The organism is Anaerobacillus sp. QJM3NY_17, assembly GCF_056173665.1.
The window spans coordinates 3,797,385-3,816,223 of sequence record NZ_CM149685.1 but is presented as its reverse complement, the minus strand read 5'-3'; the positions used below and the strand labels follow the sequence as shown (position 1 = coordinate 3,816,223).

Genomic DNA, 18,839 nt, shown 5'->3' with positions numbered 1-18,839 from the left:
GATTTTATGAAATATGTATCTACATTATTGTTAGTTATGATTTTATCTCTAGGTTTTTTGACGGGTTGCGGTAACAGTGAAAATGCTGGAGCAAACGAAAATGGCAAGATTAAAATCATTGCAGCGCATAACCAAACTTCGCCTGAAAATCCTTACCAATATGGGATGAAGGAATTTAAAAAAGTAGCTGAAGAAAATGGAGACGGCAATATTGAAGTAGAAGTACATGCGGGAACTCTGGGCACAAGTGAATCAGAACTTGTGGAAAAGCTTAAGCTTGGCGGCGCTGATGTTGTTCTTGTGTCTCCAGGTTTTATGTCGAAAACAGGTATTAAAGAAATTGATCTATTCGCTATGCCTTACGTATTTGATAGTTATGACCATTGGGAGAAAGCAGTTGAGGGAGAAGTTGGCGATCAAATTGCTGAAACGATTAATGAGAAGTCTGATAATACATTCAAAGTTTTGGGCTATTGGACAGCTGGAGTTCGTCATTACTATGGGAAAAAGCCATTGAATTCCATGAAGGATATTGAGGGGATGAAATTCCGGACGCAAACTTCTGGTGCTATTGCAGAGTATTGGGAAGAAACTGGAGCTGTACCAACATCGGTAGCATGGGGAGAGTTATATCAAGCTTTACAACAAGGTGTCGTTGATGCCTCTGAGAACGCTTATCCATACTTCGTTCAACAAAATCACCATAAAACTAAAAATGGAAAGTACATCACAGAAACAGCGCATGACTACACGACTCGCTTATTACTCATTAATGGAAAGAAATTTGATTCTTATACAGATGAGCAAAAAGATGCCGTATTAAAAGCAGCTGAAGCTTCAGTAAAGAAAGAGATTGAGGTCCTTCACAAGCAAGAAGAAGAGTACAAACAAAAAGCTATTGATGAAGGGGCAGAAGTAAATGATATTGATCGTAAACCGTTCATTGAATTAGCAAAGCCTATTCAAGACAAAACAGCAGAAGAAATTGGTGCGACGGATCTTTTGAAAAAAATTCGCGATTTGAAATAAGTAAAGAGTGAAGCGAGGGTATAGTCGGCACCTTCGCTCTTATTCTAATCATTAGCCTTACGCTTGTAGAAAGGGGAAGTTAGCCGTGCTCGTTAAGCTGCTTGAGAAAATTCAATTAACTGTTGGTGTCTTGTTTCTAGTTGTCTTTTTTATCACGATCATTATCCAGGTTATTACGCGGTATATGGGGGTTTCAGCTATTTGGACGGAAGAAGTTGCGACTTATTCCTTTATTTGGGCCGTGTTTATGGGGGCATCCGTCATGCTCAATCGAAGAGAGCATTTTAAATTTGATCTTCTATTGAATAAGTTAACTGGCAAAAGTAAGAACAGCCTATATCTCATTAATGATCTTATTCTTCTAGTATTTAGTACAGGTTTATTTTATTTAGGAATAGAAGCTGTGCAAAACTTCTGGAACTATACCTGGGTTTCTATCCCGGAATTAAAAATGGGGTATGTATGGATTTCAATTCCGATTATGGGTGGAACGATGATGATATATACGTTTGCTCACATTTTACGTAACGTAAGAAGCTTCTCTAAGAAGGAGGTAACCGAATGATTGGTATTCTGTTAGTTGGTCTCTTTATTATCCTGATGTTTCTTGGTATTCCTATTGCTTTCGTAATCAAAATTGTAGCCCTGCTAGGAATTATGAACGTACCTTATATTCCTGAAGTAACAGTACCAGTTAAAATGCTGAACGGTCTCGATTCGTTTGTTTTATTAGCCGTTCCTCTTTTCATACTAGCAGCTAACTTGATGAATAGCGGCCAAATCTCCCAAAAGTTAATAGACTTAGCACTAGCAATTGTCGGGCACATCCGTGGTGGATTAGCACACGCCAATATTCTCGTATCTATGCTCTTTGCAGGGGTTTCAGGCGCAGCTCAAGCTGACACGGCCGGGGTTGGTAAAATCCTAATTCCTAATATGAAAAAACAAGGATATGACACTGAAACAGCTGTTGGTATTACAGCGGCCTCTTCTACAATCGGTGTTATCATTCCCCCAAGTATCCCGATGATCATTTTTGCGGGGCTAACAAATGTATCAGTTGGCGCTTTGTTCTTAGTAGGAATTATCCCTGGTATCCTCGTAGGACTCGGTATGATGATCATTGTTTATATTCTTGCTAGGAAGAGAGGATATCCCACATATCAGAAAGCTTCAATGAAAAATTTCTTGAAACAGTTTGTTGGCACAATTCCTGCACTAATGACACCCGTGATTCTGATTGGTGGGATTATCACCGGAATTTTCACAGCGACTGAAGCAGCGGCATTTGCTTCACTTTATACAGTCATCATTGGCCTTTTTTATTACAAGACACTAAAAATAAAAGATTTCCCTAAAATTTTAGTGGATACGTTAACACTTAGTTCATTATCCTTATTCGCCTTAGCCGCAGCAAATGCTTTAGGAGAATTGATGAGTTACTACCAATTATCATCATGGGCGGAACAATTTTTCGCAAATAACATCGATAGTAAATGGGTTTTTCTATTAATTATCATTGCATTCTTCCTCTTTGTAGGAACATTCATGGATGCTATACCAGCAATGATTTTATTTATCCCAGTGATCTTGCCAGTTGCGATCGGCTTTGAGATTGATCCCATTCTATTAGGTATCGTTACAATCATGACATTAGCTGTGGGTCTAGTGACGCCCCCATATGGTTTATGTTTACTCTTAGCTGCGAAAATTGGAAAATTACCAGTTGAACGTTCACTAGGTGCCGTTATGCCATATATAGCTATAGTACTCGTAGTACTGCTAGTAGTTGCATTTGTACCGGATGTTGCTTTTTACTTACCAAAGGTGATTAATTCTAATTTGTTTTAATTCAAGAATTTAATATGGAACGGTTTTGCTTTATTAGATTTCAATTTATAATTTCATTTATGACCTTTATATTAAGCTAAAAGTCGAGTGAATCTATATTTTATTTGAAGGTGTCAAACCTATAGAAATCAATAAGTTTTATTAGCATAGAATAGTTAAAAAGACAGTAAGAATGCGAGGTGACTAATTACACCGCGCATTCTTTTTTAGGAAATCAGTTGAAATTTTCAGATTTTTGTTTTATTCTTTAAAGTGAAAATACGAAAAATTGTATATTGAGGTGAGGATATGGAAGGCAAATGGGAGAAATTATACAGCAAGAATGGACTGGCAGCTAGGAGAATTGCAGCTAATCTAATAGCGATCGAGCCAGGAAGCCGTATTCCTCGCGTAAGTGATTTTGTTACAGAAACATCACTTGGAAGGGGGACAATTCAGGGAGCCTTACGTCTACTCGAAGAAATAGGAGCTATTGTTCTTGAAGCAAGAGGACACCTTGGTACGTTTCTTGTTAGAACGGATCGAGAACTGCTTTGGGATATTGCAGGACTTGGTTCTGTTATGGGGGCAATGCCTTTACCATATTCGCGAAAATATGAAGGCCTTGCTACTGGTTTAGTTCAGGTGCTTGAAATGATGAAAATACCTTTTAATTTGGCTTTCATGAGAGGCTCATCGAATAGAATAGAGGCATTGAAAGCTGGAAGATATGATTTTGTGATTGTTTCAAGGCATGCGGCTGAGCTTGCTGTTCGGAATGACGCTCGTATCGAAATGGCAAAAACATTTGGAAATAACTCATATGTTTCCGGACATGAAATCTTTTTTTCAGACTCTAAAACAGAGCGTATTCAAAACGGCATGCGGGTAGGTATTGATTATTCTTCAGCTGATCAGCATCTTCTAACGGAGTATGAAATAGAAGGTATTGATGTTCAGCTAATTGAAGTGAACTACATGCAGATGATGGAGATGCTTAAGAACAATGAAATTGATGCAGCAGTTTGGAATAAGGATGAAATTATTCATTCTGAAGGAATGGGCAAAGGATCGTTTCGTTCGATAAAAGCTCAGGAACTAAGTCGGAAGGTGAATGAGGCAACTATGCTCTTAAATAGGGAGAGGATAGAACTTAGAGATGCACTACTCGACCTGTCAGTATTTAACGTCAAGGAGCTACAAGTTCGAGTAGAAAAGGGGGAAATTTATCCTCGATATTAGGCGGGATTCCATTTTGAATCCTTATGATTTTAATATACTAAATCCTGTATATTGGAGGGTGGTTTTTATGACAACGATTAAGGAACGACTAGATATTCTGAAAGCTGGCGATGTGATTAGTGAGGAAGCATCAACTATCGCTGAGGAAGCGGTGCAAAGATTAAGTGCCCATACGCAAAGGCCGCTTCCTCAAAATAAAGTAGAAATGCTCGTTACTCATCTTGCATCAGCCTTAACGCGTATGTCCCGCGGTGAATCAGTCGATGGCCCACCGGAAGAGCTTTTTTCAGAAATAGAGAAATCTGAGCAAATTGATCTAGCGAATAGAGAGATTAATTGGCTTAAATCCAATTGGGGTGATGAAATTCCAAAATCTGAGATCGCTTTTTTAAAAATGCACTATGTATCTATTTTTAAAGAAATGAAATAGGAGGAGATTTTTCATGAAAATTGTTATTGGTGGACAGGTAGATAAAAAGGAAGTCGAAGCCCTAGTGAAGGAACATGGACCAAATGGAGTGGAAACTTCTATTAAATCAGATGTAGAAGCGGCAATGGCAGTGAAAACAGGTCAGGCAGAATACTATGTTGGAGCGTGTCACACTGGTGGTGGAGGTGCGTTAGCGATGGCGATTGCTATTATTGGAAAACCAAGCTGTGAAACTGTTTCAATGCCAGGAAGAAAACCGAGTGAAGAGAAAATTCAACAGGCTGTTAAGGACGGAAAGAAAGCATTTGGTTTTACTGCTGATCATATGGAAACAGTCGTTCCAATGATTATGAGAGCAATTAAAGCACTTTAATTTAGAAGGGGGTTCGTCAAATGGAAATGGTTCTCGTCATCTTGATCGGGGCTATGGCAGCTGTTCTTGCAAATTTAAATTTAGCTGTGTTTAATGACGGCTTACGGCCAATTGTACCTGAAAATACTGAAGGGCGAATGGGACGTAAAGAGCTTGGTTTAACGGCCTTTGCTATGAGTTTTGGACTTGTAGTTGGTTTTGGGATTCCTTTTACCATTACTGCGAGTATTATCCTTATCCATAGCATTCTGCTTGGAACAGATATCATTGGATTAATTACCCCGCGAAATAAATGGGGTACGCCTGTTGCGGCAATTGTTGGTGGCGCATATGGTGCAGGTTTGTTAGTTGGACTAGAAGGATTTGTCACCTTATTTGAAAAACTACCATTGAATTTCTTAGATGCGATGGGGCAAGTGGGATCCCCAGTTGTTGTCACCTTTATGGCATTTCCAGCTCTAGCAGTGGCGTTGCAATTCAGTGTTAAAAAAGGTGTTCTGACATTTATCACATCAGCCATTATTCGGCAATTAGCTGTATGGTTAAATGAAAGCGGTGCCATGGCTTTTGGTGATACGACGGTTACGTTAAATCAAGAAGGAATGGCTCTCATTACTGGAATGATTTTCTTAATTACATATGCTGTGCGCCAAAAACCTGAAGGAGAAGGTAGCAGTATTGATCTTGCTTCGGTTTTTAGCGAGAGAGTGAATCGCATTAAAAAGCATGTAATTTATTTCATGATTATGGGGGGGCTGATTGCTGCGGCTACGAACCTTCTGATTATGGCTGGAGATCCGATATCATTAAATTTAATCGCAGACGGAAAAGTAACAGATGCTGCCATCGCTGCTGGAGCCCGAGCGCTGGGATTCATCCCACTTGTTGCTAGTACGGCGATTGCAACAGGTGTGTATAGTCCAGTTGGGTTTACAATCATTTTCGTTGTAGGGTTGCTTGTTCCTAATGTATGGGTTGCGGCTATCCTTGGTATTGTTACTGTTTTTCTTGAGGTTATGTTATTGAGTCAGATTGCACGTTTCCTTGACAAATATCCTGGAGTTCGACAATCAGGAGAAAATATTCGTACAGCGATGAGTCGAATTTTAGAAGTGGCTCTTTTAATTGGTGGTGCAAACGCAGCTAATGCTATTGCTCCAGGGCTTGGATTTTTTATCATTGCAGGGTTCTATTTGTTAAATGAGATTGCAGGCCGTCCAATTGTGCGAATGGCAGTAGGACCGATTGGCGCAATAGCAGTTGGTATCTTGGCGAATGTTCTTGTCGTACTTGGCCTCATGCAAATACCACAGTAGAAGGAGGAGATAAGATGATTCAAACGGTTAGAGGACCAATTGCTCCTACTGAGCTCGGGATTTGTTCCGCTCATGAACATCTTTGTATTGATTTATCACGAATTAAAAATGATCCTGACACTATTCTTGACGATATAGGCGGAATGGAAGAAGAACTTCACTATTTTAAAGCTTCAGGTGGGCAGGCGATGATAGAAGTTACGAATGACGGAATGGGTCGAAATGCAAGTCTCCTTAGAAAGTTAAGCGAAACGACAGGAGTGCATTTGATCGCAAGTACCGGTTTTTACAAAGACCCATTCCTTCCAAACCAAGCGACTGAGTGGAATCGCGATCAGTTTGCACAATACATGATTGATGAAATAAAGAATGGAATTGAAGGAACAGACGTTTATCCTGGCGTTATTGGAGAAATAGGGAGCAGTCACTATGAAATCAAGCCTATTGAAGAAGAGCTCTTAACTGGTGCGGGAATCGCAGCAATGGAAACGGGGCTTCCGCTCACCACACATACAACGCTCGGAACGATGGGAGTCGAGCAAGTTGAACTTTATTCTGCCCTTGGATTGCCAATGAACCAATTGATTGTGGGGCATCAAGACCTTAATCAAGATGATGAACGAGTACTTTCTGTTGTGGAAGCAGGGGCATTTGTAGGATTTGATACGATTGGAAAAATTAATTATCGACCTGATGAAGAGCGAATTCATACAATTTGTCATCTATTTGAAAGAGGATATGGTGCGCAGATTTTATTATCAGCTGATTTAACTAGAAAGTCACATTGGCATAAGCACGGAGGTATTGGATATGACTATGTTCTCAATGAATTTGTTCCTCGTTTAAAAGAAGCAGGCTTGTCTGATGAGGATATCAGAATGATGTTAATCGATAATCCTGCTCATGCTTTCAGTCGAAAGGGGATTGCATAACATTGAAACACCAGGAATCTGTTATACCTCAGATGTCACTTGCAGAAGCAACAAATAAACAATTTGAAATTGTGGATTATATCACAAAGGAATTTAAAGACAATGAAATGTTCCATGATGGCGATCGCGGTGTGCATCCGATCTATAAACGACCTAGAACAACTGCGAAAGTTGAGAACGTTCTTGCTAGTATTTTTGGAGGTGATCAGGCAGTACTTGTACGAGGATCGGGTACCGGTGCAATTCGATCTCTCTTAAGTGCCCTCCTTGAACCGGGAGAATCTATGATTATTCACACTGCACCTATTTATATGACGACTAAAGAAACGATCCGAATGCTTGGGTTACGAACGGAAGAAGTGAATTTCAATGATTTAGATGCTATTAAACAAAGTCTTCCTCATTCAGAAGCAAAGGTTTTCTATATCCAACATGCAAGGCAGCAACCAATCGACACTTATCGTCTTAAAGAAGTGATTAAGTTAGTTAAGACGATCAACCCTGAAATGATTGTAGTTGTTGATGATAATTATTGTGCATTGAAAATGCATGGAATTGGTGTAGAGGCTGGCGCTGATTATTCCACTTTTTCCGGATTTAAGCTACTTGGACCTGAAGGAATTGGAGTAGTGATAGGGAAGAGCGCCATTAAAACAATTCAACAGCGAAATTATTCTGGAGGCAGTCAAGTTCAGGGACCAGAAGCGATGGAGTTACTTCGATCCCTACCTTTTGCACCTGTCTCATTAGCTATTCAGAGTCAGCAAGTTGAAGTTCTATGTGACTTGTTAAATAAAGGTGAAGTGTATGGAGTAAAAGAGGCATATATTACAAACTCTCAATCAAAGAATGTCATTGTTGAACTGAAAGAGCCAGTTGCCCGTGAAGTAATCGAGCGAAGTAAGGCCTTTGGAGCAGCAACATATCCAATTGGAGCAGAATCACGTTTTGAACTTGTTCCAATGATTTATCGAGTTTCTGGTAGTTTCCTCGAAAGTACACCCGCATTACTTGAATATGGTTTACGGATTAACCCTATGAAGGCTGGAGCAGAGACTGTTATTCGTATTCTTCGAGAATCATTGCGAGGAGAGTAAGTATACATCAAGACATAATCTATACGCTGTTGTTTAGGAGGCTACTACATTGTTTCTTTCACTTACAAAGAAGAGAAATCCAGAACTCATTAAAGCGGGAGTAAAACTTCACCAATCTGGGCTTATTCCTCCCAATACGTATGTTCTCGACCTTGACACAATAGCCCACAATGTCAGAAGAATGGCGCAAGCTGCTAAAGAGAATGATTTCACATTGTATTTTATGAGTAAGCAGCTTGGTCGTATAGGCGATCTCGGGAATTGGATTGCGGAACATGGAATTGAAAAAGCTGTTGCCGTTGAATTTGAAGAAGCTTACCGACTATATCATTCCGGTGTCAGTATTGGTAACGTGGGTCATCTTGTCCAACCTGGGAAACATCAGTGGGATGAGGTTCTTAGTTTCGATCCAGAAGTTGTGACGGTTTTTTCGATTGAGCGAGCAAGACAAGTATCAGATGCAGCTATGAAACTGGGAAAAAAACAGGAGGTCATTCTGCGAGTAATCAATTCATCAGACACGATTTATCCTGGACAGTGGGGAGGATTTCAGGTAGAGGAGCTTCAAGGTTTTATTTCAGAGCTAAAGCAGCTGAAAGGAATCGAAGTAATGGGCGTTACTTCATTTCCGTTATTGCTAATGGACAAAGAACGTAAGGAGCTATTATTTACAGAAAACCTGAAAACAATACTTTCGGCAAAAGCAATACTTGAAGCATCGGGATTTCGCATTCGTCAGGTAAATGGTCCAAGTGCAACAAGTACAGAAACGATTCCAATGCTAAAAAAAGCCGGGGTTACACATGGGGAACCTGGACATGCTCTAACAGGGACTACCCCACTTCATGCGGTTCGAACTCTTCCTGAGGATCCTGCTATTATCTATGTATCTGAAGTCTCTCATGAAGACGAGGAGAATTTTTATGTGATTGGAGGAGGGTTTTATGAAAGGGGAAATATGACAGGCGCTTACGTCGGAAGCTCCCCTGAACGTATTTTTGATACATTTTTAAAAGGCAAGCCTTTAAATTCTGAGTACATTGATTACTATGGAAGACTTGAACGTGACTCAAGAGTATCTATCGGTGATACGGCAATATATGCTTTTCGGACGCAAGTGTTTGTAACAAGGGCAAATGTTGCCCTTGTTCGTGGGTTACATGATGGTGTTCCAGAAATTGTACATTTTGAAAGGAGAGGTTAACGATGGGACGTATCGTAGTGCTCGTTCTCGATAGTTTTGGGATTGGAGCAATGGATGACTGTGCAGATTTTGAGCCAGGGGACTGCATAGCAAATACGTACGAGCATATTCGAAAAAAAGTACCGATGGCCATTCCCACCATGTATTCGCTTGGACTTAATCAACTTGTAGATGAAACCGGAACACCAAAAGGAGCTTACGGAAAAGCACGACTCGCACACTACGGAGCTGATACTTATATGGGACACCAAGAGATTGTAGGAAGTCTTCCGAAACGTCCTGCCAAACGATTGATGAAAGACGTTCATAAGAATATAGCTACGAGTCTACTAAGGGAAAATTTCAAAGTAACTTATCCTTTTAAAGATTTGCCAATATTGTTAATTGACGATGCAATCATTGTTGCAGATAACATTGAATCAACCCCTGGAAATATTATTAATGTTACGGCAGACCTGACAAAGGTTTCGTTTGAGTATGCGCTTAAAGTAGGAAGCGTTGTAAGGAAAGTCGTTGATACAAGTCGAGTTATTACATTAGGCGGTCCTCACACTTCGGTCGAGCGACTTCTATCAGTAGTAAAAAAAGGGGAAGCGGGGCAGTGGGGAATTGATAGCCCTAAAGCAGGCTTGTATGGGCCAGACTATCAAGTTCGTCACCTGGGATATGGTGTTAACGTACAAAGACAATTCCAGACCCTAGCTGAATCTAAAATTCCAGTTTATCGAATTGGGAAAACGGCAGATGTACTCGAAGGAAAGCATTTGGCTTATTCTATTGTGAATACAGCGGAGGTGCTTCAACAACTAAAAGAAGCATTTAGTAAAGAAAAGCATGGGGCTTTTCTAGTAAATGTACAAGAAACGGACCTTGCTGGTCATGCAGAAGATACGAATTGGTATGCATCACTTCTTGAAGAAGTAGATGATTGGCTGGAGAATTTTATTCCTCTACTTAAAGAAGATGATATTTTAATAGTAACGGCCGATCATGGGAATGACCCTACGATCGGACACTCAAAACATACAAGAGAGTATACTCCTCTTATGGTTACTGGTCCTAAAGTGAAGCCAGTATCGATTGGGACAAGAAATACTATGGCAGATATAGGGGCAACCTTGAGTGATTATTTTCGTATTGAATCCACTGAAGCAGGTACTAGCTTTCTTAATCAAATCCTCAAAAACTAAGGAGGAGTATATATGAAGAAACGAATTTTTATAATACCGATCGTGGTTCTGCTGTTGAATATCTCTGTCTTTTCCACAGCTTCAGCTACTGCCAACGGAGAGAAGCTGAGTCATGGTAGTCCGAAGAGTGCTGGAATGAATGCTACTACACTTGAGGAAATTGATGACGTAGTACAAGAAGCTATAAGTAATGATATAACTCCTGGAGCAGTGGTACTTGTGGCTAAAAGTGGTAAAGTCGTAAAAGAGTCTGCCTATGGAGATGCACAAAAATATGATATGGGAAATCTATTAGAAAGACCAAGGAAAATGAAAAAGAAAACAATGTTTGACCTTGCCTCTTTAACTAAAGTAATGGGAACAACGCAAGGAATTATGAAGCTTGTCAGTGATGGGGAATTATCAGTAAATGATCGAGTAGCAAAATATATTCCTAATTTTGCTTCTAATGGTAAGGACGATATTACAATCGCAGACCTTTTAACACATACCTCTGGCTTAACTCCTTGGCAGCCGACTTATTTTCATGCTAAGAATTCGGAAGAAGTTCTAAACTATATTAATGCACTTCCACTCGAATACGAAACCGGTACAGATCGTCGCTATAGTGATTTTAGTTTTATGACGCTAGGGTTTATCATTGAGGAAATAAGCGGAGAGAAGCTTGATGATTATCTTCAGAAAAATATTTATGAGCCATTGAAAATGAAAGATACGATGTTTACTCCTTTAGATCACCTTGATGATAAAATCGCAGCCACCTCATGGGGGAATCCTTTTGAATATAAAATGGTGGATGATCCTGATTTCGGCTACAACGTTCCTGAGCGAGCTGAGGATTTTGGAAGGTGGCGAACTGAAACACTTGTTGGAGAAGTTAATGACGGTAATAGTTTTTATGCAAACGAAGGTATAGCTGGACACGCTGGCTTGTTCTCCACGGCACGAGATCTTGCCGTACTTGGACAGGCGATGTTGAATGGTGGGAGTTACGGTAAAGTGAAGCTATATGATCAGGAGGTTATTGAAGACTTCACAACCCCACAGCGTTTTGGACAGGGCTATGGATGGGAACTCGACAAGAGCTGGTACATGGGTGACAAACATTCAGAAGCGACTTTTGGGCATACAGGTTTTACAGGGACCCAAGTGATCTTTGACCCATCTAATGATCTCCAAATTATTGTGTTAACTAATAAACAAAATAACGGCCCTCTCGAATCTGGATCCTATCCAAGCACTGGAGGACTTTCGAAACATATCGCGAATATCGTATACGAGTCTATTCAATAATAACTCAACCCTGATTAGCTTCCTTTCTTGGAGGTGCTCAGGGTTCTTCTATTTTAACAACGAGGAGAGATGCTGAATGAGGGAAAAGAGAAAAGTGATTTTAGATTGTGATCCAGGCCATGATGATGCGATTTCGATTATTCTTGCAGCTTCTAGTGATCATATTCAGATTGAAGGCATTACGACGGTAGCGGGGAACGTAGATGTTGAGAAGACAACGCTTAATGCGTTAAAAGTATGTGATTTCATAGGGCTCGACGTGCCAGTTGCTCGTGGAGCTGAGCAGCCACTAGTTAAAACGCGTGAATTCGCACCAGACATTCATGGAGATTCTGGTCTTGATGGACCAGAGCTTCCGGAAGTTCCAAAGAAAATGATGATCGATCAGCATGCTGTCGATTTTATCATTGAGAGATTGATAGCTTCTGATGGAGAGATCACGCTAGTTCCGACAGGTCCCCTCACGAATATCGCTTTAGCGATTGAAAAGGAACCTGCGATCGTTGGAAAGATTCGTGAAATTGTACTGATGGGGGGAGGGACGTTTGGGAATTGGACACCTACGGCGGAATTTAATATTTATGTCGATGCCGAAGCGGCGGATGTTGTTTTTAACAGTGGAGTGCCTGTGACAATGTTTGGTCTAGACGTTACGCATCAGGCGATTACAACGCCAGCGATTCTTCAGGAGATTTCTTCTATTGGCACGAATGTTTCGAAATTTGTGGGGGATCTTCTTGTATTCTTCACGAAAACGTATAAAGAGGTTTTTAGTTTTGAAGGAGCTCCCATTCACGATGCCTGCACGATAGCGTATTTAATTGATGAATCGATTTTTGAATTCGAGACGGTTCGAGTGGATATTGAGACAAAAGGAGAATTTACATACGGTACAACGTGCGTTGATCGTCTGCATGTGACGAGAAGAAAGCCGAATGTGAAGTTTGCGCATGGCATTAATCAAGAGAAGTTTTGGGGATTGTTGATTAATGCGTTGAAGTGAGAAGGGCGGAATTCGTGGTGCCTGTCACTCACGAATTCGCGAGTGACAGGCACCACGAACCACTATTACCTCCTCTTGTGCTAATCTCCAGTCATCGTTAGAATAATAGTAAGACAATTCAGTCAGGAAGTGTAAGCGTATGCATAGACTGAAAACAATTTCTCTTCAAACGAAATTATCTTTAATGATATTGGGACTATTATTTACAGTATTGCTTATTCTTGGTTTGATTTTTACCAGTTTATATTCGACAAGTGTTGAAGAACAGATGGGAGAACGGGCGCTCAATGTCGCTCAGTCAGTGGCCATGATGCCGGCCGTAATCAATGCGATGAAGTCGAATCATCCATCCGATACTATTCAGCCAATCGCAGAGGATCTTCGTTCTAAAACAGGAGCGGAGTTTATTGTAGTAGGAGATAAGGATGGTATTCGGGTAGCTCATCCGTTACTTGATCGCATTGGTAAACATATGGTTGGTGGCGATAGCCAGCAGGCTTTAGTAGAAGGAGAATCGTATGTTTCTAAAGCAGAAGGATCGCTTGGGTCCTCACTTAGAGGAAAAACACCTATTTTTGATGATGGTGCCATTATCGGTATCGTTTCTGTTGGTTTTTTAACGGAGGATATTGAACAGAAAGTAGATCAATTTGAATTAAAGGTTATGAGTTTAATAGGCACAATTTTGTTACTTGGTTTAGCAGGTGGTTTTTTTATCGCGAAGAATGTGAAGAAGTCCATTTTTGGTCTCGAACCATCAGAAATTGGGGCTATGTTTCTGGAGCGAAATACGATTCTTCAAACGATCAGGGAAGGGATTATTGCGGTTGATGCGAAGGGAGAGATTACCCTTGCTAATCAAGAAGCTCATCGTATGCTAAATAGAAAGGCAGATGAAAATTTAGAAGGAGAAGACATCGTCTCTGTTCTCCCAAACACAAGAATGCCAGAAGTACTACGGTCTGGAGAGTCAGAGTATGATCAGGAAATCATCATCGGTCATAATCATGTGATTGTAAATCGGATTCCTATCATTCAAAAAGGTGAAATTACAGGAGCTGTTTCGAGCTTTAGAAGGAAAACAGAAATTGAGGCTTTATCACGAGAGCTCTCTCAAGTTCAAAGCTATGCGAAAGTTCTTCGCTCTCAAACGCATGAGTATGCCAATAAACTATATACCATTTTAGGATTAATTCAGTTAGGAGCATACGATGAGGCGATTGAATTAATACATAAGGAAGCGATTGGTTATCAGGAGGTTGTACAGCTTTTGGTGAAAGCTGTGCCAAATCCAATTATTTCAGCTCTGCTTTTAGGGAAGTATAACAGGGCTCATGAGCTTCATATTCAATTTTTAATTGATGAGGAAAGTAGTATGAGTGACTTTCCTGAGCGGATGGAGCAAGAAAAGATTGTAACGATCGTTGGGAACTTAATTGATAATGCGATGGATGCTGTTCTTGAAAAGCAAGATGAAGAAAGAGTGGTCCATTTATTTATGACGGACATTGGGAGAGATTTGATTTTTGAAATAGAAGACTCCGGTAATGGCGTGCATGAAGAGGAATTGGAACAGATTTTTGAGCGAGGAGTTAGTAATAAAGAGGGGCAAGATCGAGGAATCGGACTTTCTCTCGTGAAAAATGCACTCGAATATCTTGGAGGGTATGTCACCATATCAACAAGTCGTTACGGTGGAGCTGCGTTCACAGTTGTGATTCCTAAGGGGGAACAAACGAATGTCTGATATTGAAGTGTTAATTGTAGAAGATGATCATCGAATTGCTAGAATCAATCAGAAATTTACTGAAAATGTACCGGGATATGTAGTTATAGGAGTTGCTTCAAGCATTACGGAAGGGAAGGAACTTCTAGAAATAGTAGAGCCAGACCTTGTGCTCCTAGATATCTTTTTTCCTGAAGAAAGCGGACTTCACTTACTTTGGCACATCCGTAAAAATTATAAAGAAACAGATGTGATGATGATTACTGCTGCGAAAGAAATCGAGGCGGTTCAGGAAGCAATGCGTGGAGGGGCAATTGATTACATTATTAAACCGGTTATCTTCGATCGCTTTAAGCAAACTCTAGAAAAATTCAAACAAACGAGAGGAAGAATGAATCATCAGAAGGTTGTTAGCCAGGAGGAAGTGGATCATTTATTTACAAGACAAGGAACGGGTGAAACGGTCGCGACTCAAGTCGCTCCAAAAGGAATTGATCCCTTAACGTTATCGAAGCTGACAGAAGTACTTTTATGCCACACGCCTCAAGGCATGACGGCTGAAGAAGTCGGAAGTGAGATGGGGTGTAGCAGAACAACAGCGAGAAGATATTTGGAATACATGGTTTCACTTAGACAGGTGGATGCTGACTTGTCATATGGAACAGTGGGTCGTCCTGAACGACGCTATCATTCCGTAAAGAATGAAAGGTGAAAAGGGCCGCTTCAAGTGGAAGCTCATAAGGAGATCTCACTTTAGAAGCGGCTTTTTTCATGATGCTAAATGTTCCTTTTCCTCTTCTGCTGTTTTTTTACTGAGCTTGCTCTTTATAATAGGTAGCGTAAGAGAAAGAAGTGACAGAATGAGGAGGACGACGGTTACTGTACTATCGAAAAACGTCACATAACTCCCATTTGATATCGTTAGCGCCTGTCTAAATGATTGCTCCATCATTCCTCCTAGAATAAAGGCGAGAATGAGCGGTGCTGCTGGAAAGTTAAGAAGTCTCATTATAAAACCTATCACTCCAAATGCTAGTAAGAGATAAAGGTCAAAAGTGCTGAAGCTCACTCCATAAACCCCAATCATACAGAAGATAATAACAAGTGAGATTAGTAGCGCTTTTGGAATGTAAAGAATCCGGGCGATAAACGGAATAAGCGGCAGATTTAAAACTAGCAAGAAAAGGTTGCCAAGATACATACTAGCAATCACTCCCCAAAATACGTCCGGATGATCGGTCAGCATTAACGGACCTGGTTGTACACCGACAACGAGGAGGGCACCAAGCAATACAGCGGTTGTGCCAGAGCCTGGGATACCAAGCGTTAACAGGGGAACGAAAGCCCCGCTCGTTGCGGCGTTATTAGATGTTTCTGGGGCAGCGAGTCCTTTGATATTTCCTTTTCCGAAAGACGAAGGATCCTTAGAAATTTTCTTCTCTGTGATATAGGACATGAAGGAAGCAATAGTTGCACCAGCGCCTGGTAGCACGCCAAGAATAAATCCGAGCACAGAATGACGAGCGATCGGACCAGAGATTTCTTTTGCTTCTTGCCTCGTGATTTTCAATGAGCCAACATTGGAGTTACCGTCCATCATTTTTGATTTTCGGGACAAAATTAGCGAGCAAACCTCAGCAAGCGCGAAAAGTCCTAGGGCAATGATTAAAAAGTCGATTCCTTCAAGAAGGTTCGGATTACCAAAAGTAAAACGCTGTGTTCCTGTTTGCTGGTCAACTCCAATTGTAGCAATGATTAAACCGATCGTTGCAGAGATTAACGCCTTCACAGTTGAGCCTTCGGACAAGCTTGCAATCGCTGTTAAACCAAGCAACATAAGGGCGAAATACTCAGTCGGACCGAATGAGACGGCAAAGCTAGCCATTAGAGGAGCAACTAGCATAAGGGCAACAACACTCACGGTACCACCAGCGAAAGATGAAATAGCAGCAATAGCGAGTGCTTTACCAGCCTTACCTTGTTTTGCGAGCGGGTAACCGTCAAAGGAGGTGGCGACAGTTCCTGATATACCCGGTGCATTTAATAAAATGGATGAGGTAGATCCTCCGAAGACGGCACCATAGTAAACTCCTGCCATAAGAATAAGGGCTGAAGCTGGATCCATGCCATAGCTTAAAGGAATCATAATGGCGATCGCTGAGATAGGACCCAGTCCAGGGAGCATCCCGATTAGTGTGCCAGCAAGAACGCCAATAAAAACAAAAAGGATGTTCTGGAAGGTTAAGACAACCTGAAAGCCATATAACATATTCGAAATAGTGTCCATCATCTTTCCTCCTTTCTAAAAGGGAAGTAGGCCTTGCGGTAAATAGATTTGAAGTAAATAGTTAAATGAAAAATAAAGGACAAGCGTAAAGCCGATTGAAACAGCAATCAATGTTTTCCATTTTGTATAACCAAGCATACGTGACGTAACGAGTAGGAATAAGATTGTGACAATCACAAATCCTAGGAGCTCAAATAAGAGAATATAGACAAAGATAAGGCCAGAAACGGCCAGTAACATGAGCACTTCATCTTTTTTAATGTCACTTTTTTTTCGATCTTCAGTAGGGTTCAGAATGAATAGTAAGATCGAGAGCGCTGCGAGTAAAAATCCCAGTCCTTTCGGTAGTGCGTCGGCATCTACGATGGCGTATGGAAAAGCTGGCAGCTCAAAACTAAGGAAGAGATATAAAATGGAAATAAGCAATAAAACAATGGCTACTTTACGTTCAACACTTGCTAGCATGACGAGTCACCTGCCTTTAATAAATATGAAAGGTCAGCGTGAACTGACCTTTCGCTCTATCCTTATTTTGCTAAACCAACTTCGTTCATCAATTCTTCCATCGTTTCGTATTCTTGATCCAGAAATTCTTGAAATTCCTCACCGGACATAAAGTTATCATTCCATCCAAAATTGTCACGCTGTGTTTTCCATTCATCCGTCTCCATCATGTCTTTGACAGCTTGCTCATAGAATGTAGCTGCTTCTGCCGACATATCTTTTGGTCCCATAATGCCTCTCCAAACGATGAATTCGTCATCGATCCCTTGTTCTTTTAGCGTTGGAAATTCGGATACTGTTTCGCCTTCAAGTGGCTCAGGTGAAGTTATAGCAAGAACTTTCACTTTACCAGCACGTGCCTGTTCCGTTGCTTCTGCGAGACCTGTTGAGTAGACATCTACTTTATTCCCAAGCAGCATGCTCATTCCGCTACCATCCTGAGCAGAAACATATTTCAGTTGCTTAATATCAACACCACCGGCTTTTACGGCTTTAACGAATGCCATGTGATCCATGCTTCCTGGAGAAGAATCTCCCACAACTGACACAGAGGTTGGATCTTCTTTTAGTGCATCAACAAGATCATTCATACTATCGTATGGCGAATTAGCAGGTACAACAAAAGCTGTATAGTCCGCAATTACACCCGCAATTGGTGTGAAATCATTGTGTCCAAGCTCGGATTGTCCGTTTAATGGAACAAATAAAATCGGGGGTGATGTGATGAAAAGTGTATGATCGCCACCTTTCTTATCGACATAAGACCAACCAACAGCACCTCCACCACCTGGTTTATTGGCAACAGCCATACGTTTATCGATAATATTTTCCTTCTCCATTACTTTTGAGATTGTTCGAGCAGTTGTATCCCAACCACCCCCAGCTCCAGCCGGCGCAATCATTTCGATGGGTTTATCTGGACTCCATTCACCATTATCGCCTGAAGAATTTCCCGCACTTTCATTACTTCCACAAGCGCTCAATAGAAGAACGCTCCCCAACAAAAGGGACATGAACAAGTTCATTTTTCGTCTCATAGTGATAACCTCTCCCCTTAATGTAATCGCTTACAGATTAACTACCAACAATATACCTGATTATTTTAGTTAGATTAAGAAAAGGGAAATAAGAAAGGTTTGTTTCATTTTGTACATTATGTTCATAAAGTTTATGAAAGATTATGAGTTCGCAAGTGACAGGCACCACCTAATATACCGCTACTAAACAAACGTTTATTTAACGTATACACTCATATTCTGAAATAAAGCTACAGAAATAAAATAAATAAAACGGTATAAAACTCCAAAATCATTCCAATGACCCGGGTATAAAGATAGATAAATCAGGGTGTTTTTCTCTTATCTATGACTTAAGTGGTATAGA

18 protein-coding genes are annotated in these 18,839 nt (G+C 40.7%); 15 read left to right on the top strand and 3 right to left on the bottom strand.

Features of this window, described 5'->3' with window-relative positions; genetic code table 11:
- The first annotated feature begins 6 nt into the window (after positions 1–6).
- The 15 genes from AC0VYV_RS19615 (at position 7) to AC0VYV_RS19545 (ending at position 15,377) form a co-directional block, all read left to right on the top strand.
- Entirely contained in the window at positions 7–1,029 is a 1,023-nt protein-coding gene (locus tag AC0VYV_RS19615) for a TRAP transporter substrate-binding protein (protein ID WP_475374142.1), read from the top strand.
- 85 nt (positions 1,030–1,114) lie between these two features.
- Complete coding sequence (locus tag AC0VYV_RS19610; RefSeq protein WP_194218612.1) at positions 1,115–1,594, top strand: TRAP transporter small permease; 480 nt, start codon at positions 1,115–1,117, stop codon at positions 1,592–1,594.
- Positions 1,591–2,880 (top strand): TRAP transporter large permease, encoded by a 1,290-nt coding sequence (locus tag AC0VYV_RS19605; RefSeq protein ID WP_475374141.1) that lies wholly within the window; start codon positions 1,591–1,593, stop codon positions 2,878–2,880. Before AC0VYV_RS19610 ends, AC0VYV_RS19605 begins: the two co-directional genes overlap by 4 nt.
- A gap of 288 nt (positions 2,881–3,168) precedes the next feature.
- Positions 3,169–4,101: a GntR family transcriptional regulator YhfZ gene (yhfZ, locus tag AC0VYV_RS19600; protein ID WP_475368032.1), complete on the top strand. Its 933-nt coding sequence runs from the start codon at positions 3,169–3,171 to the stop codon at positions 4,099–4,101.
- Positions 4,102–4,168: 67 nt separating this feature from the next.
- Complete coding sequence (locus AC0VYV_RS19595) at positions 4,169–4,531, top strand: PRD domain-containing protein (protein ID WP_283153507.1); 363 nt, start codon at positions 4,169–4,171, stop codon at positions 4,529–4,531.
- 13 nt (positions 4,532–4,544) lie between these two features.
- Positions 4,545–4,904 carry a DUF2620 domain-containing protein gene (locus tag AC0VYV_RS19590; protein ID WP_226615500.1) on the top strand — a complete coding sequence of 120 codons (360 nt, stop codon included), beginning with the start codon at positions 4,545–4,547 and terminating at the stop codon, positions 4,902–4,904.
- Between the two features lie 20 nt (positions 4,905–4,924).
- Positions 4,925–6,220, top strand: a complete 1,296-nt coding sequence (locus AC0VYV_RS19585) for a YhfT family protein (RefSeq protein WP_475374140.1) — start codon at positions 4,925–4,927, stop codon at positions 6,218–6,220.
- 14 nt (positions 6,221–6,234) lie between these two features.
- Positions 6,235–7,152: a phosphotriesterase family protein gene (locus AC0VYV_RS19580; RefSeq protein WP_475374139.1), complete on the top strand. Its 918-nt coding sequence runs from the start codon at positions 6,235–6,237 to the stop codon at positions 7,150–7,152.
- A gap of 2 nt (positions 7,153–7,154) precedes the next feature.
- On the top strand, positions 7,155–8,249 hold the full coding sequence (locus AC0VYV_RS19575) for an aminotransferase class V-fold PLP-dependent enzyme (protein WP_303534964.1): 1,095 nt from the start codon (positions 7,155–7,157) through the stop codon (positions 8,247–8,249).
- Between the two features lie 49 nt (positions 8,250–8,298).
- Positions 8,299–9,453: a YhfX family PLP-dependent enzyme gene (locus AC0VYV_RS19570; protein WP_475365944.1), complete on the top strand. Its 1,155-nt coding sequence runs from the start codon at positions 8,299–8,301 to the stop codon at positions 9,451–9,453.
- Positions 9,454–9,455: 2 nt separating this feature from the next.
- Positions 9,456–10,643, top strand: coding sequence for a phosphopentomutase (locus AC0VYV_RS19565; protein WP_475365943.1), 1,188 nt, complete (start codon positions 9,456–9,458; stop codon positions 10,641–10,643).
- A gap of 12 nt (positions 10,644–10,655) precedes the next feature.
- Positions 10,656–11,936, top strand: coding sequence for a serine hydrolase (locus tag AC0VYV_RS19560; RefSeq protein WP_475365942.1), 1,281 nt, complete (start codon positions 10,656–10,658; stop codon positions 11,934–11,936).
- Positions 11,937–12,012: 76 nt separating this feature from the next.
- Entirely contained in the window at positions 12,013–12,939 is a 927-nt protein-coding gene (locus AC0VYV_RS19555; protein WP_475374138.1) for a nucleoside hydrolase, read from the top strand.
- Positions 12,940–13,078: 139 nt separating this feature from the next.
- Positions 13,079–14,686, top strand: coding sequence for an ATP-binding protein (locus AC0VYV_RS19550; protein WP_475374137.1), 1,608 nt, complete (start codon positions 13,079–13,081; stop codon positions 14,684–14,686).
- On the top strand, positions 14,679–15,377 hold the full coding sequence (locus AC0VYV_RS19545) for a response regulator (protein WP_475374136.1): 699 nt from the start codon (positions 14,679–14,681) through the stop codon (positions 15,375–15,377). Before AC0VYV_RS19550 ends, AC0VYV_RS19545 begins: the two co-directional genes overlap by 8 nt.
- Before the next feature lie 57 nt (positions 15,378–15,434).
- Here the strand turns inward: AC0VYV_RS19545 and AC0VYV_RS19540 are convergent, their stop codons facing one another.
- The 3 genes from AC0VYV_RS19540 to AC0VYV_RS19530 form a co-directional block, all read right to left on the bottom strand.
- Positions 15,435–16,952 carry a tripartite tricarboxylate transporter permease gene (locus tag AC0VYV_RS19540; RefSeq protein WP_475374135.1) on the bottom strand — a complete coding sequence of 506 codons (1,518 nt, stop codon included), beginning with the start codon at positions 16,950–16,952 and terminating at the stop codon, positions 15,435–15,437.
- 15 nt (positions 16,953–16,967) lie between these two features.
- Complete coding sequence (locus AC0VYV_RS19535) at positions 16,968–17,417, bottom strand: tripartite tricarboxylate transporter TctB family protein (protein WP_475374134.1); 450 nt, start codon at positions 17,415–17,417, stop codon at positions 16,968–16,970.
- Between the two features lie 62 nt (positions 17,418–17,479).
- Positions 17,480–18,493 carry a tripartite tricarboxylate transporter substrate binding protein gene (locus tag AC0VYV_RS19530; RefSeq protein WP_475374133.1) on the bottom strand — a complete coding sequence of 338 codons (1,014 nt, stop codon included), beginning with the start codon at positions 18,491–18,493 and terminating at the stop codon, positions 17,480–17,482.
- Between the last annotated feature and the right edge of the window lie 346 nt (positions 18,494–18,839).